Source organism: Rhodoferax sp. LB1P47, from assembly GCF_056521445.1.
Genome location: NZ_JBWMAU010000007.1, coordinates 39,800 through 60,539, shown reverse-complemented (window position 1 = coordinate 60,539; position 20,740 = coordinate 39,800). Strand labels below are relative to the sequence as shown.

Genomic DNA, 20,740 nt, shown 5'->3' with positions numbered 1-20,740 from the left:
AATATATTGTGCATAAGTCCCCTGTTGTGGCCCTGCAACGCATGACCCACCTGGGTGTCCGGACTTTGCAAGCCAGGCTTTTTGCCTACAATGAAGCTCCAGCTATCGCAGTTGCCAAAGATTGTTGGTTCAGGGCGCGTTCGTTTTCGACGCGCCCTTTTTTCGTTTTTTCCTTTAAATAAAGCTTTTCGTTGATGAAAAACATCAGAAATTTCTCCATCATCGCGCACATCGACCACGGTAAATCAACGCTGGCAGACCGCTTGATCCAACGCTGTGGCGGTCTGGCCGAACGCGAAATGGAAGCCCAGGTGCTGGATTCGATGGACATCGAAAAAGAGCGCGGCATCACGATCAAGGCGCAAACCGCCGCCCTGCATTACAAAGCCAAGGATGGGCAGATCTACAACCTGAACCTGATCGACACCCCCGGCCACGTGGACTTTTCCTACGAGGTCAGCCGTTCGTTGTCGGCCTGCGAAGGCGCGCTACTGGTTGTGGATGCCAGCCAGGGCGTAGAAGCGCAAACCGTGGCCAATTGCTACACCGCGCTGGAGCTGGGCGTGGAGGTGGTGCCGGTACTGAACAAGATCGATCTGCCCAACGCCGACTTGGACAACGCCAAGCTGGAAATTGAAGACGTGATCGGCATTGATGCCACGGATGCGATTCCGTGCTCGGCCAAAACCGGTGTGGGCATTGACGAAATTCTGGAAGCCATCGTGGCCAAGGTGCCCGCGCCCAAGGGTGATCCGGCGGCCCCATTGCGGGCCATGATCATCGACAGTTGGTTCGACCCGTATGTGGGCGTGGTGATGCTGGTGCGCGTGGTTGATGGCCGCCTGGCCAAGGGTGAACGCATCCGCATGATGGCTTCGGCCGCTTGCTACAACGCCGACAACCTAGGGGTGTTTACACCCGCCACCGAAGTGCGCCAGTCGCTGGAAGCGGGCGAGGTGGGTTTCATCATCGCCGGCATCAAGGAATTGCAGGCTGCCAAGGTGGGCGATACCGTCACGCTGGACAAAAAGCTGCCCAACAACGCAGGTCCGGCAGAACAGGCTTTACCCGGCTTTAAAGAGATCCAACCGCAGGTGTTTGCCGGGCTGTATCCCACCGAAGCCAGCGAATACGAGTCGCTGCGGGATGCATTGGAAAAGCTCAAGCTCAACGATGCGTCGCTGCACTACGAGCCCGAGGTGTCGCAGGCGCTGGGCTTTGGCTTCCGCTGCGGCTTCCTCGGCTTGTTGCACATGGAGATTGTGCAAGAGCGCCTGGAGCGGGAGTTTGACCAGGACCTGATCACCACCGCGCCCAGCGTGGTGTACCAGGTGGCGCGCGCAGACGGCACCATCACCATGGTGGAAAACCCCGCCAAAATGCCCGATTCTGGCCGGATGGAAGAAATCCGCGAACCCATCGTCACCGTGCATCTGTACATGCCGCAAGAGTACGTGGGCGTGGTGATGACGCTGGCCAACCAGAAGCGCGGCGTGCAGATGAACATGGCCTACAAGGGCCGCCAGGTGGTGCTGACCTACGAGATGCCGCTGGCCGAAATCGTGCTGGACTTCTTTGACAAGCTCAAATCGGTGAGCCGGGGCTATGCCTCGATGGACTATGAGTTCAAGGAATACCGCGCGGCCGATGTGGTCAAGGTGGATATTTTGCTGAACAGCGAAAAGGTCGATGCGCTGTCGATCATCGTGCACCGCAGCCAGTCGCAGTACCGGGGCCGGGCCGTGGTTGCCAAGATGCGCGAGATTATTTCGCGCCAGCAGTTCGACGTGGCCATCCAGGCGGCCATTGGCTCCGGCATTATTGCCCGTGAGACAATTAAAGCGCTGCGTAAAAACGTGATTGCCAAGTGCTATGGCGGCGACATTTCACGCAAGCGCAAGCTGCTTGACAAGCAAAAACAAGGTAAAAAACGCATGAAGCAAATCGGCTCGGTAGAAGTGCCGCAAGAGGCTTTTTTGGCAATTCTGCAGGTGGAAGATTAATGCAAGTTCTGACGGCGATGATTCTGGCGGCCTTTGTCGCCTACGGTGGGTCTTGGTACATGGGCATGCTGGAGGGCAACTTTGCCCTGCTGCTGTTTTTGGCCACATCTGTCACCGGTGTGTACTGGTTGGCCGAGCGGTTTTACTTTTTACCCCAACGCCAGCGGGCGGTGGTGGCACTGGCGCAATCCAAGGCGCAGCGGCTGGCGGAACTCAACAAAATGGGGATCACCCAAGTCGATACCGAGTCACCCGACACCAAGGCGCTGTTGCTGCAACAGCCGTGGTGGCTGGACTGGACAGCGGGTTTGTTCCCGGTGATTTTGGCGGTTTTTTTGTTGCGCTCTTTTTTGTTTGAGCCGTTCAAAATTCCGTCGGGCTCGATGATTCCCACGCTGTTGGTGGGCGATCTGATTCTGGTGAATAAATTCCACTATGGCGTACGTTTGCCGGTGCTCAATACCAAGCTCACCGATGGCACACCACCCCAGCGTGGGGATGTGATGGTGTTCCGCTACCCGCCCAAGCCCAGCCTGGACTACATCAAGCGGGTGGTGGGTGTGCCGGGTGACGAAGTGGCCTACATCAACAAGCGTTTGACCATCAACGGTAAAGAGATTGATACCAAGGCCGTGTCGGATTTTTTCGACGAAGACCAGATGCGCTACTTCAAGCAGTTTGAGGAAAAACTGGGTGACCAGCCGCACCGTTTGCTGAACGATGAAAATCGCCCGGCATTTGTGCAAGGTGCCGAGGACTTTGGGTTTCGGCAAAACTGCCAGTACAGCGTCGAAGGCGTGGTCTGTAAAGTCCCTGAAGGCCAGTACTTCATGATGGGCGACAACCGTGACAACTCGTTGGATTCGCGCTACTGGGGCTTTGTGCCTGACAAAAACATCGTGGGCAAGGCCTTCTTTGTGTGGATGAATTTCGGCAACATCAAGCGCATTGGCGCGTTCCACTAGTTTTGAAAGAACCCGTATGAAACGTGCATTGAAATCCAAGCAGCGTGGCCTGTCTTTTATGGGGGTCATCTTTTATGGTGTCGTGATCTTCTCGGTGTTTGTCGTGGGTGCCAAGCTGGTGCCGACGGTGATTGAGCACCAGGCCATTTTGAAAGCCCTCGAAAAATCCAAGTCTGGCAATACCGTGCCCGAAGTGCGCATGATCTTTGACAAGGCCGCCGCCGTGGATGACATCTCGTCCGTATCCGGCAAGGATTTGGAAGTCACCAAAAACGGTGACAAGGTCGTGGTCCGCGTGGCCTATAACAAAGAACTTGAATTGGTAGGCCCGGCCTATTTACTCATCAAATACACCGGGACCAGCAAATAGCGTGAACGATGGCCTTTTAGCGTTGCAGCAGAGACTGCAACATGTTTTTTCCGATGGAAAATTGCTGGTGCGTGCCACCACCCACCGCAGCTTCTCAGCCGACCACAACGAGCGGCTCGAATTCTTGGGGGATTCGGTTTTGAATTTGTCGGTGGCGGGCTTGCTCTACACCCGGCTCAAAGACTTGCCCGAGGGCGATCTGTCCCGCGTCCGTGCCAATATGGTTAAGCAAGACACCTTGCACCAGCTGGCTGTGGTGCTGGATTTGCCGAGTGTGCTGCGCCTGGGGGAGGGTGAAGCCCGCTCCGGCGGCCAGAATCGCCCTTCGATCCTGGCCGATGCCCTGGAAGCCGTGATTGGTGCCGTCTACCTGGATGCCGGGTACGTTGCGGCCGAAGCCTTGGTCCACCGCTTGTTCAAAGAGGTGGAAATCAACCCCCAGATGCAGGCCATCGGCAAAGACCCGAAGACCGAGTTGCAAGAGTGGTTGCAGGGTCGCAAAATGAAAGTACCCGCTTACCGCGTGGTCAGCACCTTGGGGGCTGCCCACCGGCAAACCTTCGATGTGGAATGTGAAATTGTTGAGCTTGGCCTTGCCGAGCGCGGCATTGGCGGCTCGCGCCGCGCTGGTGAACAGGCGGCGGCGGCGGCCATGCTGGTCAAACTTCAATCTAAAGCCGTCACCGTGAAAGCTCCAAAATGACCGCAACCCAAAATCCTATTCCTGAATCCACTGACGTTCCTGAAGATGCACTGTCCTCGCTGGAAGGCATGCTGGCCGGGCTGAAAAAAATAGCGCCCGGCGGCGACACCACCGGCCAGCGCTGCGGCCTGGTGGCCATCGTCGGTAAGCCCAACGTCGGCAAGTCCACCCTGCTCAATGCCGTGGTGGGCCAAAAAATCAGCATCACCTCGCGCAAGGCACAGACCACGCGCCACCGGATTACCGGCATCCGCACCCGCGAGAACACCCAGTTTGTGTTCGTCGATACCCCCGGTTTCCAAACCCACCACAACAACGCGCTGAACCGTTCGCTGAATAAAACCGTGCTGGGCGCGGTGGGCGATGTGGACCTGATCTTGTTTGTGGTCGAAGCCGGTAGCTTCACCCTGGCCGATGCCAAGGTGCTGTCGCTGCTGAAGCAAGACATTCCCGTGCTGCTGATCGCCAACAAGCTGGACAACATACACCGCCGGGCCGAAATCGCCCCCTGGCTGCAAACCATGCAAGAGCGCCACGCCTTTGCCGAATTTGTGCCCATGTCGGCCAAGAACGCCAAGGATGTCGAGCGTCTGTTCGCCATCTGCGCCAAGTACCTGCCCGAGCAGGGCTGGTGGTACGCCGAAGACGAACTTACCGACCGCAGCGAGAAGTTCCAGGCGGCAGAGACTGTGCGCGAAAAGCTGTTTCGCCTGACCGGCGACGAGCTGCCCTACACCTCGACCGTCATCATCGACAAGTTCGAAGAAGAGCCGCCCGCCCGCAAAGGCCAGAAGCGGCTGCTGAAAATCGCCGCCACCATCGTGGTCGAGCGCGATGGCCACAAAGCTATGGTTATCGGCGACAAGGGCGAGCGCATCAAGCGCATCGGCATGGAAACCCGTGTCGAACTCGAAAAGCTGATGGATGCCAAGGTGTTTATTGAAGTCTGGGTCAAAGTCCGCTCCGGCTGGGCCGATGACGAGGCCCGTGTCCGTTCCTTCGGCTACGGCGACTGAGTAAGCACACCCCCAGGCTGCCGATAGGCCTAGGCGTGCATTCTGTCTACTATGGCCACCAAACGCACCCTGGATGAACCCGCTTATGTGCTCCACCGTTATGACTGGAGCGAATCCAGCCTGATCCTGGAGGTGTTCACCCGCCACCACGGCCGCATGGCGATTGTGGCGAAGGGGGTGAAGAAGCCGACCTCCAACTTCCGCCCCATCCTGCTGCCCTTGCAGCCCCTGCGGCTGTCGTTTGGCGGCGATGCCGAGATCCGTACCCTGAAGGCCGCCGAATGGGTAGGCGGACATGTTATGCCGACCGGCGACGCGCTGTTGTCGGGCTACTACCTCAACGAATTGCTGATGCGCCTGCTGGCCCGCGACGACCCGCACGCCGTGCTGTTCGATGCCTATGCTGTCGCGGTGCAGGTACTGGCTTCCGAGCATGGCGAGGCGCTGCAACCCGCGCTGCGGGCGTTTGAGCTGCTGCTGCTGCGCGAAATCGGACTGCTGCCGTCGCTAGACGCGCAAACCATGACACTGGAGCCGCTGCACCCCACAGGCCGCTACAGCTTGGTGGCCGAAGGCGGCTTGCGCCAAAGCCAGACGGACGACCGCGCCAGCCTCAGCGGCGCGCAGTGGCTATCGCTCCAGCAATCGCTGCAAGCCGGCGCACCGTTTACCGCCACCTTGCGTGCCTGCGCCGAGGTGCTGAACGGCCTGAAACCCCAACTGCGGGCGGTGCTGCACTACCATTGCGGCATGGCAACGCTGCATACGCGGCAATTGATGATGGACCTCCAAGCCTTATGACACATTCCCCCGCGCGCACCGCGCTTTCCGTCAATGTCAACAAGGTCGCCCTGGTGCGCAACACCCGGCACCTGGGCATCCCCAGCGTCGCCCGCGCGGCCACGCTGTGCCTGGAGGCGGGGGCGCAGGGCATCACTGTGCACCCCCGGCCCGACGCACGGCATATCCGTCCGGAAGACGTGACCGAACTGTCCACACTGCTTAAAAAATGGCCGGGCCGTGAGTTCAATATCGAAGGCAACCCGTTCCAGAACCTGATGGACTTCGTGCGCCAGTGCCGCCCCCAGCAGTGCACCTTTGTGCCCGACGGCGAAGACCAGTTCACCAGCGACCACGGCTGGAACCTGGCGCAAGACGGCGAACGCCTGCGCCCCCTGATCGCAGAGGCCCAAAGCCTGGGCGTGCGCGTCAGCCTGTTCATGGACCCGGTGCCCGCCTCTATGGCGCTGGCCAAAGTGGTCGGGGCGGACCGCGTCGAGCTGTACACCGAAACCTTTGCCAGCGCCTTTGGGCAGCCTAATTTTCAAGAGGTTTTTGAGCAGTTCGTGCAGACAGGACGTTCGGCAGCAGCTATTCATTTAGGAGTGAATGCCGGCCACGACCTGAACCGCGACAACCTCACCACCTTTCTGCGCGGCTGCCCGATGGTGCAGGAAGTGTCGATCGGCCACGCGCTGGTGGCCGACGCGCTGGAGCTGGGCTACGCCGCCACGGTGCAAGACTACCTGCGCTGTATTGACGCAGCCTTCCGCCCGGAGGTTTAGGGTGATCTACGGCATTGGCACCGACATCTGCGATGTGCGCCGCATCCGCGCCAGCCTGGGGCGGCATGGCGACCGGTTTGCCGAAAAGGTGCTCAGCGATGCCGAACTGGTGGTCTGGCGCCAACGCAGCGAACGCAACCCCGAGCGCGGTCTGCGGTTTCTGGCCACCCGCTTCAGCGCCAAAGAAGCCTTCAGCAAGGCCATCGGCATGGGGATGCGCATGCCCATGACCTGGCGGCTGTGCGAAATTGGCAACCTGCCCAGCGGCCAGCCGGTGCTGGTGCTGCACGGTGTGCTTCAAGCCTGGTTTGAAGAACGTAAGCTGACCGCCCATGTCACCGTGACCGATGAGACCGACTACGCCGCCAGTTTTGTGGTGGTGGAGCAGTCGCCACTCGCATAACGAATTGCTATAGTATTAATAGCTACTAGCGCAGGTTATATATGCGCTAGAGCCTTATTTTTTATAAAGTATTGCCATGTCCCAACACGCACCTTTGATCATTGACATTGCCGGTACCAGCCTGACCAAAGTAGACCGCCAGCGCCTGAAACACCCGCTGGTCGGTGGCCTGATTCTGTTTGCCCGCAATTGGCAAGACCGGGCGCAACTTACCGCCCTGTGCCGCGCCATCAAGAAGGTTCGCCCGGACGTACTGATTTGCGTGGACCACGAGGGCGGCAGGGTGCAGCGCTTCAAGACCGACGGCTTTACCCACCTGCCGCCCATGCATGTGCTGGGCGAGCTGTGGATGGCGGATGCCTTGCAGGCCACCAACATCGCCACCGCCTGCGGCTACGTGCTGGCCGCCGAGCTGCGCGCCTGCGGTGTAGATTTCAGCTTCACCCCGGTGCTGGACTTGGACTATGGCGACAGCAGCGTGATCGGCAACCGCGCCTTCCACCGCGACCCGCGCGTGGTCAGCATGCTGGCCAAGAGCCTCATGCACGGCCTGCTGCGGGCGGGCATGGGCAATTGCGGCAAGCACTTCCCAGGTCACGGCTTCGTCACCGCCGACTCGCACACCGCGATTCCGGTAGACAAGCGCGGCCTGAAAGCCATTCTTGCCGATGACGCCGCGCCCTATGGCTGGCTGAACACCAGCCTGAGCAGCGTGATGCCCGCCCACGTGGTCTACCCCAAGGTGGACAAGCGCCCGGCGGGCTTTTCCGCCAAGTGGCTGCAAGAGATTTTGCGTGGCAAGCTGGACTTTCAGGGCGCCATCTTCAGCGACGACCTGAGCATGGCCGGAGCCCGCCAGATTGACGGCCAGGAACTGAGCTACACCCAAGCGGCCATTACCGCGCTGCAAGCCGGGTGTGACTTGGCATTGCTGTGCAACCAAAGCGTGGGCGATGGCCAGGAAGTGGATGCCCTGTTGAACGGCTTGACGGAGGCCCAGCTCAAGGGCCAATGGCAGCCCGATGAAGCCAGCGAAGCCCGCCGCCAGGCCCTGCTGCCAGCGACCCCGGCGTTGGATTGGGACACCCTGATGACCCAGCCCGCCTACATGCAGGCACTGTGGCTGGTGCCTTAGCAGGTGCTGCGTTTTTTATAGCTGCTCACGCTTATTGAATAAGCGCTGGAAGCCTAAAAAGCATATGAGTTACTCTTTTCGGAGTGCCGGGAACAGAATCACATCGCGGATGCTGGCACTGTCGGTCAGCAGCATCATCAAGCGGTCGATGCCGATGCCGCAGCCGCCGGTGGGGGGCATGCCGTATTCCAGAGCGCGCACGAAATCAGCGTCGTAGTACATGGCTTCGTCGTCGCCGCTGTCTTTGGCAGACGCCTGGGCGTTGAAACGGGCGGCCTGGTCTTCGGCATCGTTCAATTCGCTGAAGCCGTTGCCGAATTCGCGGCCCGTGATGTAGAGCTCGAAGCGCTCGGTCACCTCGGGGCGGTCGTCGTTGGCGCGGGCCAGGGGCGATATTTCGGTGGGGTGTTCCATGATGAAGGTGGGTTGCCAGAGCTGGCTCTCCACGGTTTCCTCAAAGTACAGCACCTGCAAGCTGGCCAGGGTGCGGCCCGCCAGTTTATTTTTGGCTTCCGTCAGGCCCAGTTTTTTCACCGCGTTGGTCAGCCATTCGGCGCTGTGGACGTCGTCGCCCGCCTCGGTGTACTTCTGGATGGCTTCCACAATCGTCAGGCGCTCGAACGGCTGGCTCAGATCGACCGGCTTGCCCGTGTAGGTGAGTTGCAGCGACCCGGTGGCGCGCTGGGCGGCATCGCGGATCAGGCGTTCGGTGTAGTCCATCAGGTCCTGGTAGTTCCAGTAGGCCGCGTAGAACTCCATCATGGTGAACTCGGGGTTGTGGCGCACCGAGATGCCTTCGTTGCGGTAGCTGCGGTTGATCTCAAACACGCGCTCGAAGCCGCCGACGATCAGGCGCTTCAGGTACAGCTCGGGCGCGATGCGCAGAAACATTTCCTGGTCCAGCGCGTTGTGGTGCGTCTTGAACGGCTTGGCGTTGGCACCGCCGGGGATGGGGTGCAGCATCGGCGTTTCGACTTCCAGGAAGTCGTGGCCGACCATGAATTCACGCAGGGCGCTGACGGCCTTGCTGCGCGCCAGGAAGCGTTTGCGGGCCTCCACATCGGTCATCAGATCGACATAGCGCTGGCGGTACTTGGTTTCCTGGTCGGCCATGCCGTGGAACTTGTCGGGCATGGGGCGCAGGCTTTTGGTCAGCAGGCGCACGCGGGTGGCGTGGATCGACAACTCGCCGGTCTTGGTCTTGAACACCGTGCCCTCTGCCGCCACGATGTCACCCAGGTCCCAGTGCTTGAAGCTGGCGTACAGCTCCGCGCCAACGTCTTCGCCCTTGATGTAGATCTGGATACGGCCACCCGTGTCACCAAACGACGCGTCTTGCAGGGTGCAAAAGCTGGCCTTGCCCATGACGCGCTTGAGCATCATGCGGCCTGCCACCTTGGCGGTTGCGCCCAGGGCGGCCAGCTCTTCGGTGGACTGGCCGTTGAAGCGCTCAAACAGGCTGGCGGCGTGGTCTGTGGGCTTGAAATCGTTGGGGAACGCAACACCCTTGCCCTCGGCTTGCTGCTGGCGGATAGCTTTGAGCTTTTCGCGGCGCTCCAGAATCAGTTGGTTTTCGTCTTGGGCTGGAACGGCGGGGAGGGTGTTTTCAGACATGGGGCAATACGTTAGGGAAAGAGGGCGAATGTCGCCGAACCCGCGATTTTAAAACGCGGTCAGTGCGTTATTCCGTCACGGCGCAATACCTTGAAGAAGGTCAGCGCCAGAATCCGCAGATCCAGGCCGAAAGAGCGGTGGCGCAGGTAGTAGGCATCGAGTTCCACCTTGGACGGAATCGGTAATTCATCGCGCCCGTGGATCTGCGCCCAACCCGTCAGGCCCGGCACCAGGGTGTGTACGCCTTCGGCCGTGCGCAGGGCCACCAGATCGTGCTGGTTGAACAGCGCAGGGCGCGGCCCGACAAAGCCCATATCGCCTTTCAAAATGCTCCACAACTGAGGCAGTTCGTCCAGGCTGCTCTTGCGCAAAAAGCTGCCGATAGGGGTCAGGTAATTATCAGGATTTGCTAGTAAATGTGTAGCTACTGCCGGAGTATCTATCTGCATGGAGCGGAACTTTGGCATAGAGAAAATGCTATTGTTTTTGCCAACGCGGTTGGACCAGTAGAGCACCGGGCCGGGGGAGGTAAGGCGCACGCTCAGGGCGACTAGCAGCATGGGGAGGGCCAGGATGCAAAATATGGCTATGCCCATGAGTAGATCGAAAAAGCGCTTCATCACTGCATTCCTGCGATGGTGCGACGCAGGCCTTCATCCACGCTGATAGGGGGAGTCCAGCCCAGCAGGTCGTGGGCCTTGCGGATGTCTACCTGTAAGTTGCTACAAAGGCGCTGCACTGCTGCGTGCTTGCCCAGCACGCTGCCCCCGGCCTGCAACAGCCAGGGCGGTATAGGCAATAGGTGCGCAGAGCGACCCATAGCCTGCGCCATACGGCGAACCAATGCAGCTGTGGACAAATCTTCACCGTCGCTGACCAAGAAAGTCTGGTTCGCGGCCGCCGGGTGGGTCATGCAGGCGAGGATGAAGTCCGTCAGATTGCCCAGCCCAACCAGACTGCGCAGGTTGTGGATGGCACCCAGCGGCAGTGGCACACCCCGTGCCACCGCACGTAATAGGGCGGCGAAGTTGGCCTTGACACCGGGGCCGTAGATCAGGGGCGGGCGGATGATGGTGACTTCCATACCGGTCTTAGATGCGATTTGGCGCAGAGCGATTTCCGCTTCGTACTTGCTGACGGCATAGGGGGTGGATGGGTGCGTTGCATCCTTTTCGGTGAATGCTTGTTTTGGCAGCGTTAATTCACCATTGACCTTGACTGAGCTGATGTACACGAAGCGTTTTACACCATGGGCCACTGCGGCAAGGGCCAGATTTTTTGTTCCAAGCACATTGATCTTACGAAATTCGGCCAGTTTATCGGGTGCCGTGTCATTCATCACATGCACCCGGGCGGCGAGATGAATGACGGTATTTGCACCTGCCAACATGCGGGCCCATTGAGTTTTGGGCTCAGAGCCCCCTTCCTGCGAAGTTTGCTGGAACCCACTTCTGTGGAATGCGTGGTCGGGCAGCTGGAGAGGCTTGGGATTCCAAGAGGAATCTGCGCCTATTCTGAGCATTAACGCTCGTCCTACAAAGCCTGTTGCACCCGTAATAACAACGTCTGAAGTCATTCTCCTAATCTCCGTGAAGGAATCCATATCGCGGCCACTACGCAGGAGAAAAAGAAAAATACTTGTTCAATCCGTTTGCGTCGGCAATGCGGTGCTTTTAATGCCAAACGCAAGATGCCTATACGTCCACCTTTTAGTAAATTTATCACCGGGTGCCCCATGGGTAAGCCCGAGACTTGTGCAATTAAAGTCGCTTGTCCCAAGGCCTCTCCGGTGCGTATCTTTTGAACTCTTTTCAAAAAAGGTTTCCAGCCCACATTAACACCGACCTGGTTTGTCGCATGTTGGCGGTACAACAAGGTCGGGTATTCATCAATAATCCAGCGATGACCGTTAATCCGTGCAAAGGCATAAATAAACCAGTCGTGATAGCGCAGTCTCGACAATGTATCGCGATGCTGGCGTGCTGTGAATTGCAAAGCACAAGCCAGATTTCGACGGACAACGTAAGTACAACCGGGACCGGCAGCTTCAAAAAAATGATCCCATTCTTTTTGTGGTTGCGATTTCTTTATCAGCTGTATTTTTCCAGATGGCCAGAATGCAGTCACATTGCTTGAATAGCCATTCGCTTCATGGGCAGTCATTTGCCTGTGCGCTCGAATCAGCTTGTTTCGGTCCCATATATCGTCTTGATCCGAGAAGCTAAGATAGTCAAAATCTTCCAAATTTAAATTTCGGATCACCCGCAAAAAGTTGGGTGCTGCACTACCAAATACCTCTCCGCAGGTAAGTAATTTGACTCGAAATTCAACTTTTGCCAAACGCTCAAACCAAGCCTCGGTACCATCTGAAGATGCATCAACGCTGGCAAAAATGGTTACCTCAACGCCTGTTTGATTCAGGATGGAATCAACCTGCTCGGCGATATAAGCAGTACCATTATAAGCAGCAAGGGCGACCGCGACCTTGGGAGGTGAATTATTCACAGATTTTTAGATAAGCAGAAATTGGCATAAAGCATTGCGGCTGTGACGTGTGTGGGTATACACAAAAACATCAGACCCTCTTGAAGGTTGCAACCAAACAGTATTGTTTAAAATTTTTTGATAATATTTTGTTTTGAATGAAAAATGGTGTTGAGAAAATATTTATTAAAGTCCAACGTTTATCCAAATTTTTCAGAGCCAGGGAGTCATAGAACATTTTATGATCATCGTCCGACTGATAACCAGAAATTCCAGGAACGACAATTATTAGTCCACCATTTTTCTTGGTTATTCGATGACATTCGCTTAGTATTTTTATAGGATTTTCAATGTGTTCCAAGACATTGTCGAGAACACAAGCGTCGATTGAGTCATCCGCGACAGGAAAGTTGCCATCGCTCTCGATCAGGTGGGTATTCAGTTTCGCCGCTATGCAGTGTTCAACTGCTAAAGGATTTATTTCGAGGCCAGTGACAGTTTTAGGGAACGCTCCCAGAATACCGCTACCAATCCCGCAGCCAATTTCGGCGATACGGTGACCAAAGCGCAGTACACAAAAATAAAGGATGGGCGAAGCATAATATTTTTTATAAATACGCCCAGTAAAACTGATGTTTTTCAAATGTTTATAATAGTCGGAAAATTTGCTTGATGCTGTTGACATTTTTATTTTTCTTTTTTGAATTGGTGCGTATCAACTGGTTCCGTTTTTTCATGGTTGAAAAATATTATTTCTCTGATGGCTTCGAGATATTGGTGGCCGTATTTCTCATCTGGTTCAAGATATGCCCCTTCACTCCATTCGTTCCATGCATTAAGGAATATAAAATCCTCTGGAAGATTGCGCTGAGGTAGCGTTTCCACTAAACGGGTAAGCCATTTGGCGAAGTTTTCGGGACTGGCCCCGCGAAATATTGTTGCTCGATTTTTATATCTAGAAGAATTATCCCAGTCTACAAAAGCTCCCGGGAAAGTTGTTAGATTTTGATCTGGGCGTATTTCTAAAATATGTTTCCAGGTGGTTTCGTAATCGTGAAATTTTAATTTTTTTATAAATTTTGATTTGATTCCACGCAGCATATCGAGGTGACGCTCGGGAATTCCACGGATTAACTTGTATAGCAGTGATTGTTGAATATTTTTCTTTGAAAAATTTGGAGAGTACACCGCCTCAAATGGTTGAAATTGAAAAATGGCATCAAATGATTTCAAGTGGCTATTGTTTGGTAATTCATACTGTTTTTGGAAGATAAAATATAATCCGGGTAGTCCATCGTTCTTTGCTAAATCTCGCCAAAAAGTAAGCATTTCATCTATATTTTCGATGAAATGCGGCCTGTAGATCACGAAGACGGGCTTTCCATCTACTTTGATGGCTCTTGGGTCGGTCCAAGCTTTGATTAAATAATCATAATGTCGTTTCCAACTTTTATGGATTGGCGGGTGCGTTTGTTGCATTAGCACTTGGTGGTCATTTCCATCCCATCGTCTTGACCATGTTTCATTAGCCCATGATAAACAAAATGGAAAATCAATGTCTTTGTTTTCCAAGAAGATATCTGTTGGTTTTTCAAGTAATTGTTTTCCGTCGAACCAGTAGTGGTAATGGCAAAATCCATAGATGCCATACTTTTTTGCGACATCTACTTGCCACTTTAATGTTGTTATTTGTGATTGATCGTAATAATTATTATGAAGTGGCGATCGAGGTTGATAATGTGATTCAAACTGCGGAGCTGCGGATTTTACATTATCCCAGTCTGTGAATCCATTGCCCCACCATGAATTATTTTCCGATATTTCGTGAAATTGAGGGAAATAAATTGCAATTAATTTTGCCCTCTTGTGGGTAGGCTCTTCATGTTGTGAGCTTAAGTAAGAAGTCCGAGATTTTTTGATGTTTGCATTCATGTTCATGCTGGATTTTTTGTTTGAATCAAGAGATATTATTTTTACCATGGCATGTGGTGCAAATATTTTATAATAAACTGATCTATTTTTCCCATCGTTGACTGGTGCGATTAAAGTGTTTTATTGTTTTTGCAGGACTACCAGCAGCAATGGTATTCATGGGAATGTTTTGCAAGACAACTGAATTGGCTCCTATCACCGCACCATCGCCGATACTTAGTGGGCCAATAATAATGACGTTATCTCCCAGCCATACGTTGGAGCCTATCGTTACGGGCCCCAATGAAAGCAATTCGCGATCAACAGGAGGGTGCGCCGGGTCGCTGTGCTCGGTGCCTTTGTACGAGCCGTGATTGTGGTCGCTGATGTAGATGCCGCTTCCAAACAGGCAGTTATCGCCGATTTCTATGCGGTTGACGGCTGAAATATGTAGTCGGTCGGAGGCGCTGAAGCCGCGCCCTATCTGGATGACAGGTGCGAAGCTTTGTGCACGGAAGGTATGCACCGCTTCAATCCACGCGTACCGGTTTATATAGGCGCGCTTGCCGACGCTGATGTGACGAGACCCCATAACTCTGGCCCCGGGGCCTATATAGCCGCCTTTCCAGCCCAGAAAGCCCGCAAACAGGCGTCCAACGAGTTGCTCAGCCATTTTCCGGGAAACGGCAAACAGTGCATAAGGCAGACGCTCGTGGCGCATGGCCCGGAGGGTTATTTTTATCATTTTATCTTTTCAACAATTTCCTGACGACGCTAAAAAGCTTGCGGTCCATCAGGAGAATAAGAATCAGATAGGTGGCAAGAAAAGATGCTATTAAAGCCGCGTTCACCCAGAGTTGCGGAAGAAAATCATCCAGCCAGGACTGGGGCTTTCCCATCAGATAAATAAGTATAGGGATCGCTGCCGCCGTGCCAGCTAGGCTCAAGGTTTTTAGAAAATTAGGAAATTTAATTTCCAAACCAAAGAAGTGCACAGCCAGGAAGCCGAAGGGTAAAAAATACAGTAAATCGATAGCCACGCGCGCATAAGGAATACCCTTGTAACCCAGCTTGGTGACTAGGTTAAAGGTCAGTAATATCAAAAAAATATTACCAATGGTGCCAAAAAAAGATGGCCAAACAAGCCGCTGGAATGATTCCACAGTTCTGCCATTCAAGGTGAATAGGCAGGTCAGCGGTACGGAAAAAGCCAGTAGTTGAAGGCAGTTCGCCGCCACCTCCACGTTGTCGTCGGAAAAGGCACCTCGCTGGAAAAGTACCTCTACAATTTCTCTAGAAAAGCAGAAGAAAATAACTGCAATGGCTATTGAAAAATACAATATTATTTTCACTAGATTGTCATATTGAAGCTGAAAAGCCCTCATGTCATTCAGCGCCCGGTATTCGGAAAATCTGGCGCGCGCTATTTCTAACAGCGGATTAATAATTAACGCCACCGGCATGGTAAAGAGACGCTGGGCATAGGTTGTCGATGTCAGTATGCCGACACCCAGGCCCGTTGCCATGTAGTCAAAGAAAAACGTGGCGAAATGGGTTATCAGCCCGGCCGAGGCATAGGGGGCGGAAATTGTCAGGAAATGCGTTGCCGCATGGTTTTTGGCGATCAGGAACCTTAGCCGTATCCCGCGGCCTTTGAGCATCCACAGCAGCATCAGCAGGACGGCGGATTTTGATGCCAGCAGAGACAAGGCGAGCAACTCCTGTCTGAGGTTCTCATCCGGATACAGCAGCAAAGCCACCAGAATGACCGGCGGCAGCAGGGCACCTAGTGCCGCCACGGTATAGCCGCCCAATGCGATGAGTACCAGCCGGAAGTATTCCGACATTACCGAAACACAGAAAACCGGTGCGAAGTAGATAAGGATGCTTCTTTGCTGGTGCAGCTTCAGTTCGCCGAATTTCGACACGGTAGCGAAAAAGGCATCGTGAAAGGCGAAGGTGCCGACTCCGATCAGCAGGCAGCCCACCAAACACCAGCTTAAAACAATGCTGCCAAACTGGTTGGCTGCATCCATACCATGACGCACTTTGAGTTCGATGAATACCGGCAGAAACGCGGCGGAAAGCACGCTGGCGATCAGGGCGGTGAAGATGGTGGTGAGGGAGAATAGGTAAAAATACGCATCGCTGACAGCCGTGCCGCCGAACTGCTGCGCCATCAGCGAAAGTGAAAAATAGGTGGCCAGCGCGCCAACCAAGCTGATGCAGATATTGATCAGCCCGAGCCTGGAGAACGACATCTTGGCGGGGCGCGCTGCCATTTCAAACCAACGCTCTGGAATGGACTGTGCGCTTCAGCGCATTGATGAACCGGTCGTAAACAACAGCGGCCCTCAAATGGCTGTTGACAAACTGACAACCTGCCTCGGCAATTTTTTTCAACTGTTCCGGGTGCTGCTGGAAAAACCCGACCTTGTTCATCAGGTCCGCAACCGTGCCGTCGTAACAGACGTAATGAACACCCGGCAACAGTCCCAGATTCCTGTACATGGGATCGTCAAGGCCGAAATACGCTGCACCACATGCCATGCCCTCCACAAAACCGATCGCGGGCAAGTCGCAAATTTCTTCGGGAACCGCAAACATCGCGTAAGAGTTGTACAGCGCGACAATGTCTTTCTTGTAGTACGCCTGTTGCGAGTTGCCTTGACTTCCTGCTTCGGTGCGGCTTGCGTTCAAGTCGGACACAAAGCAATCCATTTGCGCCGTGTAGTTGGCCGCTTGTGAATATATCTGCCGCCTCATAGGCTGTAGTTCATCTCCATGAAAAAATTCCTGAAACTCAGGATCTTTCATTTTGTAGGTGATGGAGCCCGTGACCAGCAGTTTGTTGATGCGTTGCCCGAAATCGGTACTGTGGATGAATTTGTCCGCCGCAATATATGGCAGACACCAGAAATCACAGGCTATTTTTTTGAAGTGGTGACTGAAAAATCCAGAGTTAGATTTCAGATCATTTTCAGCAACTAGCAAATCCGGCTGTAGTCGCGCCAAGTTATGGGCGCCTGTGCGCGGGCAGTATACATAGTGTGTCAAATGGACGATCTTGTATATCCGCTCGCCAGACAGGCAATCCGCCACCAGTTGGCCCTTGCCGGCAACATCTACCGTTTCATTGGTCAAATTTCCATAATGCATGATGAATAATGCATCTTTGCCCGCCAGCTTTCTCTTGCTGAAAATGAAACCTATCCTTTGGATGCTTATCTTGTTCAAGATGCACCACGAGAACAATTCAAAACAGTCAAATGCCCATTGAAGAAAAGCTTTCGGATTTAATGCGCGGTCCAGAGAGGGTGTGAAAAAAACATCCACATCAGACTTCAACAGGTGATCAAAAAAAGGAGCGTACTTATTGGGGTAGAGTTTATTTTTTAGAATCCTGCCCACCGTATTCCTGAACCATATGTTTGAATGAGGGCGATATATTACGAATTTCAGACGAGTTTTAGTATCAGAGGTGGTTCTGACTTGAGCATCGACACTAGGCATATTATTCGAGAAATAAGCATTCAGGATTGATGTTGACGAGAATATCGTTCCTGATCTCCTCGTTGTAAACCCCGGCTTTCAAAATGACAACTGGTGCCTGGATCTCACGCAGTATTTTGGAAGATTGAACCAAAAGTTGGGTGCCATATAGTCGCCGACCCTGCTTCTTCGGATCATTGTCAAGCAGGCTAGCGATACGACTGGTGTCCAGGCCAAACGCTATCAAATACTGGGCAAATATATGGGCTCCAAACAGGTACACGGGGTTCTTCAGTTCGGCGAGCTTCTGATTCAAGTCATGGATCAGATTTTCATGGTAGCTCACGTAATTTAAATAGAGCTGCTTGTTTTTTTCGTAGAGATCGGGCGGCAGCTTAGTGGCTTGCACCGAGTCATCACGCACCGCAGCATAGAAAATACTGTGGTCACCCATGAAGTACTTCTTCTCCAAAACTTTAAATCCGTGTTTGGCTAGCAGATGGTCCACATAGGGTTCTGTCAAAAAAACTGAGTGCTCAAAGTTAATGCAGTTGGTATATTTTTTTTCAAGCCATTCGAATAGATTGGGAACCGAAAATACCATTCTGGTTCCGGGTTTCGTGAATTGGCGCAGCTGCAGCATGAATTGATCAGGCTCATACATGTGCTCAAATACATGCGAGTGCACGACCGTGTCGAAGTCCTCTGCATAGGTAAATTTTTCATCAAAAAATCCCTTGATGAACTTGGCGTTACATCCCTCTATCGGTGAAGGATTGGGCTCCAAAATGGTCCACGGTATGCTGCCATGAGCTTGGTATTCTTTTTCTAGAATTCCATGGGCACCGCCAAATTCAATGACCTTGCGTGGGGCATGGCGGTACAGAAATCCGGCAAACGCCTTGTGGTGCGCCATCCACAGCGCACCGACCGCCGTCGTCGTCGTTTGCGCCTGGTATAAAACGTCCAGCGGCAACGGATTTTTTAGCTGTATCAAACCTGAATAGCGTGAAATAGACCATGCCAGATCCGCGACCAGATCTTGTGATTTTGGGTGGTCAACCGATCCCATGAATACCGGAAAATCATGCAGGACATGCAAGTCTTCTAGATCCGTCTCACCAGTGACTACATCTTTTTTTCGTTCTAATAGTTTCATTTATTTGTCCAATGCGTTTTCAAGCATTTTTTTGCCCAAAGAGTAAAGCAAAAGACTGTATGGATAATGATGTAGGGCGGCGATGTTCAAGTAAACAAGAGCTGTCAGGACGTATGTTTTTTTTCTGTCATAACCTTCTCTGATTACCCAATTTTCAAAATACTTTTCACATTCCACCAGAATCTGCTTTCGACGGAAGTCATAGCTTATTTCCTGCGCATGCCAAGTGATTGAATACTGGTCGTTGGCGATGATTTCATGGTTGATGATCATGCCGTGCAACAGCTTGGCAAAGTCATAGTAGATGTCGCCTTTAACAATATCTCCCGCAAAATCCTGCCGCCAGTCGAGGAATGTGAATTTCTGATCAGTGTCGTTCCAGAGGATGTTCTCAAAATGGAAGTCACCGTGGAAACGCACTGGGACACCCTGCGAAAGCCAGTCCCAATCGACTGCACCCAACAGCTCATCGAGTGCTGGCATCGCCAGTCCATTGATGGACTCAGTGCCGTCCCGCCGGGAGAAGTTCTTGTAAAACAGCTCAACCCTCTCATAGGTTTTATCGCGATAAAACCTCTTGCATGCGATGTTGAAGTCCATCGTCGCGGGTTCATTGAGCGCCATTCCCGTCCAGAAGCCTTTGCTGTGGGTGAGTAGCTTTTCAAATAGCGGAAGTGTGATCAACTCCGACAGCACCCGGCCCTGCGCCTTGGGGTAGCTGTACATATGGGGCTGAACAGCAGCCACCTCCGGCACGTAGCCCCGCAGAGAGTGGGCGCGTAAAGCACGGTTGGCGATGAATTTCTGGTCATCGGAAAATTTGATGACCAACCTGTCGACAAACCAGATGGCCTCATTGGCCTTTTCCAGGATATTGGGAGCATCTACTTCGGCATAGTCAGCCCGCGCCTGGGCCAGTTTTTCTGGGTTGCCGGTGTCATGCCAAGTAAAGTCATGCGCCGAGATTCCCGTAGTTAGCAGACGGCGCAAACCGTGCGTTTCACCGGTATCGACGGCGGCTTGGCCTCCTTGTTCCATCGCCGACCAGAAGTCTGTGTAGTCGGCGATGCCCGCCAGGCCTATGTACGGCTTGTGGCTGCCTGCCTGCCCCACGCCCTTCTCGCAGATGGCGCTAACGCGGCCATTCTTGATGCTTAGCGTACGGTAGGGGGCAAGATCATCAAGCTGTGCGCAGGCCATCCAGTTGACGTCGGGTGCCGGGACCGGCTCTTTGACTAGCGTGTCACAGGAGATGAAAACAAAAGCCTGCTGTAGGTACGGTTTGCAGGCTAGCAGACTCAATCCCAGGCCCGAGCCGGGGCCTTCGAAAGAGCTAACATCGGCGAACATGAAGCAGCGCCCGGGATAAGCCAATGCCAGGAACTCACGAACCAGGGCGCCCTTGTGGCCCAACGCGATGACAAATTCGGTGTCTTCGGGAAACTGTTCTATCTGATGCGCGAGGGTGGGGCGGTTGGCAATGCTGACCAGCGATTTGTTAATGTAGCGGGTCAACTCACCAAGTCGCGACCCCGTTCCGGCAGTCGGTATGCAGACGCGATAACTCATTACGGCGCGCGCTGGTAGTCGTCTACCAGCCGGACAACATCGTCCATTTCTGGTGTACTGGCCTCAAGATAAACACTGTCGGTTACCGCTTCCATGCGGTGGATAATGCTTGGGACCAGGGTAATAGAGTCGTTTTGTTCGTATATTTTTGATATCAACTTATCCTGCGTTGGGCCACTGTAGATACGAAGTTGCCCGCTTAGGACATAGATAGTCTCACGTTTGATATTGTGATACTGTAGGCTGCAACGATGCCCTGCCCACATCGTCAGCTTCTTCATCATGTAACGATCATTGATTTCGATGATTTCTTCCTTGCCCCAGGGCTTTTCAATAACTTGCATAAAACGC

21 protein-coding genes are annotated in these 20,740 nt (G+C 53.8%); 9 read left to right on the top strand and 12 right to left on the bottom strand.

What is annotated here, in order from left to right:
- The first annotated feature begins 194 nt into the window (after positions 1–194).
- From lepA to nagZ, 9 genes are all read left to right on the top strand, one after another.
- On the top strand, positions 195–2,003 hold the full coding sequence (lepA, locus tag AC0969_RS10095; RefSeq protein ID WP_479624016.1) for a translation elongation factor 4: 1,809 nt from the start codon (positions 195–197) through the stop codon (positions 2,001–2,003).
- Complete coding sequence (lepB, locus tag AC0969_RS10090; RefSeq protein ID WP_479624015.1) at positions 2,003–2,968, top strand: signal peptidase I; 966 nt, start codon at positions 2,003–2,005, stop codon at positions 2,966–2,968. The genes lepA and lepB overlap by 1 nt, the downstream gene beginning before the upstream one ends.
- A gap of 16 nt (positions 2,969–2,984) precedes the next feature.
- Entirely contained in the window at positions 2,985–3,338 is a 354-nt protein-coding gene (locus AC0969_RS10085) for a DUF4845 domain-containing protein (RefSeq protein ID WP_479624014.1), read from the top strand.
- A gap of 1 nt (position 3,339) precedes the next feature.
- Positions 3,340–4,041 carry a ribonuclease III gene (rnc, locus tag AC0969_RS10080; RefSeq protein ID WP_479624013.1) on the top strand — a complete coding sequence of 234 codons (702 nt, stop codon included), beginning with the start codon at positions 3,340–3,342 and terminating at the stop codon, positions 4,039–4,041.
- 68 nt (positions 4,042–4,109) lie between these two features.
- The gene (era, locus tag AC0969_RS10075) at positions 4,110–5,057 is read left to right on the top strand and encodes a GTPase Era (protein WP_479624132.1); all 948 of its coding nucleotides are present in this window, start codon (positions 4,110–4,112) and stop codon (positions 5,055–5,057) included.
- Between the two features lie 51 nt (positions 5,058–5,108).
- Positions 5,109–5,858: a DNA repair protein RecO gene (recO, locus tag AC0969_RS10070; protein WP_479624012.1), complete on the top strand. Its 750-nt coding sequence runs from the start codon at positions 5,109–5,111 to the stop codon at positions 5,856–5,858.
- Positions 5,855–6,622, top strand: coding sequence for a pyridoxine 5'-phosphate synthase (locus AC0969_RS10065; protein WP_479624011.1), 768 nt, complete (start codon positions 5,855–5,857; stop codon positions 6,620–6,622). Before recO ends, AC0969_RS10065 begins: the two co-directional genes overlap by 4 nt.
- 1 nt (position 6,623) lies before the next feature.
- Positions 6,624–7,025, top strand: a complete 402-nt coding sequence (gene acpS, locus AC0969_RS10060; protein ID WP_479624010.1) for a holo-ACP synthase — start codon at positions 6,624–6,626, stop codon at positions 7,023–7,025.
- 76 nt (positions 7,026–7,101) lie between these two features.
- A complete protein-coding gene (gene nagZ / locus AC0969_RS10055; RefSeq protein ID WP_479624009.1) occupies positions 7,102–8,160 on the top strand; it encodes a beta-N-acetylhexosaminidase in 1,059 nt (352 codons plus the stop codon).
- A 69-nt stretch (positions 8,161–8,229) separates the two neighbouring features.
- Here nagZ and lysS read toward each other — a convergent pair whose 3' ends face one another.
- From lysS to AC0969_RS09995, 12 genes are all read right to left on the bottom strand, one after another.
- The gene (gene lysS, locus AC0969_RS10050) at positions 8,230–9,774 is read right to left on the bottom strand and encodes a lysine--tRNA ligase (protein WP_479624008.1); all 1,545 of its coding nucleotides are present in this window, start codon (positions 9,772–9,774) and stop codon (positions 8,230–8,232) included.
- Between the two features lie 59 nt (positions 9,775–9,833).
- A complete protein-coding gene (locus tag AC0969_RS10045) occupies positions 9,834–10,394 on the bottom strand; it encodes a sugar transferase (protein WP_479624007.1) in 561 nt (186 codons plus the stop codon).
- Complete coding sequence (locus AC0969_RS10040) at positions 10,394–11,350, bottom strand: UDP-glucose 4-epimerase family protein (RefSeq protein ID WP_479624006.1); 957 nt, start codon at positions 11,348–11,350, stop codon at positions 10,394–10,396. The genes AC0969_RS10045 and AC0969_RS10040 overlap by 1 nt, the downstream gene beginning before the upstream one ends.
- Positions 11,347–12,279, bottom strand: coding sequence for a glycosyltransferase (locus AC0969_RS10035; RefSeq protein ID WP_479624005.1), 933 nt, complete (start codon positions 12,277–12,279; stop codon positions 11,347–11,349). Before AC0969_RS10035 ends, AC0969_RS10040 begins: the two co-directional genes overlap by 4 nt.
- A 70-nt stretch (positions 12,280–12,349) precedes the next feature.
- The gene (locus AC0969_RS10030) at positions 12,350–12,943 is read right to left on the bottom strand and encodes a class I SAM-dependent methyltransferase (protein WP_479624004.1); all 594 of its coding nucleotides are present in this window, start codon (positions 12,941–12,943) and stop codon (positions 12,350–12,352) included.
- Between the two features lie 2 nt (positions 12,944–12,945).
- Positions 12,946–14,196: a glycosyltransferase WbsX family protein gene (locus AC0969_RS10025; protein ID WP_479624003.1), complete on the bottom strand. Its 1,251-nt coding sequence runs from the start codon at positions 14,194–14,196 to the stop codon at positions 12,946–12,948.
- A 76-nt stretch (positions 14,197–14,272) separates the two neighbouring features.
- The gene (locus AC0969_RS10020) at positions 14,273–14,914 is read right to left on the bottom strand and encodes a DapH/DapD/GlmU-related protein (RefSeq protein WP_479624002.1); all 642 of its coding nucleotides are present in this window, start codon (positions 14,912–14,914) and stop codon (positions 14,273–14,275) included.
- A gap of 1 nt (position 14,915) precedes the next feature.
- The gene (locus AC0969_RS10015; protein WP_479624001.1) at positions 14,916–16,451 is read right to left on the bottom strand and encodes a lipid II flippase MurJ; all 1,536 of its coding nucleotides are present in this window, start codon (positions 16,449–16,451) and stop codon (positions 14,916–14,918) included.
- A gap of 1 nt (position 16,452) precedes the next feature.
- Complete coding sequence (locus AC0969_RS10010; RefSeq protein ID WP_479624000.1) at positions 16,453–17,505, bottom strand: glycosyl transferase family 90; 1,053 nt, start codon at positions 17,503–17,505, stop codon at positions 16,453–16,455.
- A gap of 178 nt (positions 17,506–17,683) precedes the next feature.
- Entirely contained in the window at positions 17,684–18,820 is a 1,137-nt protein-coding gene (locus AC0969_RS10005; protein WP_479623999.1) for a class I SAM-dependent methyltransferase, read from the bottom strand.
- Positions 18,821–20,389: a phosphotransferase gene (locus AC0969_RS10000; protein ID WP_479623998.1), complete on the bottom strand. Its 1,569-nt coding sequence runs from the start codon at positions 20,387–20,389 to the stop codon at positions 18,821–18,823. It lies immediately after the preceding gene.
- Entirely contained in the window at positions 20,389–20,733 is a 345-nt protein-coding gene (locus AC0969_RS09995) for a cupin domain-containing protein (RefSeq protein ID WP_479623997.1), read from the bottom strand. The genes AC0969_RS10000 and AC0969_RS09995 overlap by 1 nt, the downstream gene beginning before the upstream one ends.
- Between the last annotated feature and the right edge of the window lie 7 nt (positions 20,734–20,740).

Excerpts from the sequence above, each read along its gene's own strand:
- lepA (WP_479624016.1), top strand. The coding sequence starts at position 195 with ATGAAAAACATCAGAAATTTCTCCATCATCGCGCACATCGACCACGGT.
- lepB (WP_479624015.1), top strand. The coding sequence starts at position 2,003 with ATGCAAGTTCTGACGGCGATGATTCTGGCGGCCTTTGTCGCCTACGGT.
- AC0969_RS10085 (WP_479624014.1), top strand. The coding sequence starts at position 2,985 with ATGAAACGTGCATTGAAATCCAAGCAGCGTGGCCTGTCTTTTATGGGG.
- era (WP_479624132.1), top strand. The coding sequence starts at position 4,110 with ATGCTGGCCGGGCTGAAAAAAATAGCGCCCGGCGGCGACACCACCGGC.
- recO (WP_479624012.1), top strand. The coding sequence starts at position 5,109 with ATGGCCACCAAACGCACCCTGGATGAACCCGCTTATGTGCTCCACCGT.
- AC0969_RS10065 (WP_479624011.1), top strand. The coding sequence starts at position 5,855 with ATGACACATTCCCCCGCGCGCACCGCGCTTTCCGTCAATGTCAACAAG.
- nagZ (WP_479624009.1), top strand. The coding sequence starts at position 7,102 with ATGTCCCAACACGCACCTTTGATCATTGACATTGCCGGTACCAGCCTG.
- lysS (WP_479624008.1), bottom strand. The coding sequence starts at position 9,774 with ATGTCTGAAAACACCCTCCCCGCCGTTCCAGCCCAAGACGAAAACCAA.
- AC0969_RS10045 (WP_479624007.1), bottom strand. The coding sequence starts at position 10,394 with ATGAAGCGCTTTTTCGATCTACTCATGGGCATAGCCATATTTTGCATC.
- AC0969_RS10040 (WP_479624006.1), bottom strand. The coding sequence starts at position 11,350 with ATGACTTCAGACGTTGTTATTACGGGTGCAACAGGCTTTGTAGGACGA.
- AC0969_RS10030 (WP_479624004.1), bottom strand. The coding sequence starts at position 12,943 with ATGTCAACAGCATCAAGCAAATTTTCCGACTATTATAAACATTTGAAA.
- AC0969_RS10025 (WP_479624003.1), bottom strand. The coding sequence starts at position 14,196 with ATGAACATGAATGCAAACATCAAAAAATCTCGGACTTCTTACTTAAGC.
- AC0969_RS10020 (WP_479624002.1), bottom strand. The coding sequence starts at position 14,914 with ATGATAAAAATAACCCTCCGGGCCATGCGCCACGAGCGTCTGCCTTAT.
- AC0969_RS10015 (WP_479624001.1), bottom strand. The coding sequence starts at position 16,451 with ATGGCAGCGCGCCCCGCCAAGATGTCGTTCTCCAGGCTCGGGCTGATC.
- AC0969_RS10005 (WP_479623999.1), bottom strand. The coding sequence starts at position 18,820 with ATGAAACTATTAGAACGAAAAAAAGATGTAGTCACTGGTGAGACGGAT.
- AC0969_RS10000 (WP_479623998.1), bottom strand. The coding sequence starts at position 20,389 with ATGAGTTATCGCGTCTGCATACCGACTGCCGGAACGGGGTCGCGACTT.
- AC0969_RS09995 (WP_479623997.1), bottom strand. The coding sequence starts at position 20,733 with ATGCAAGTTATTGAAAAGCCCTGGGGCAAGGAAGAAATCATCGAAATC.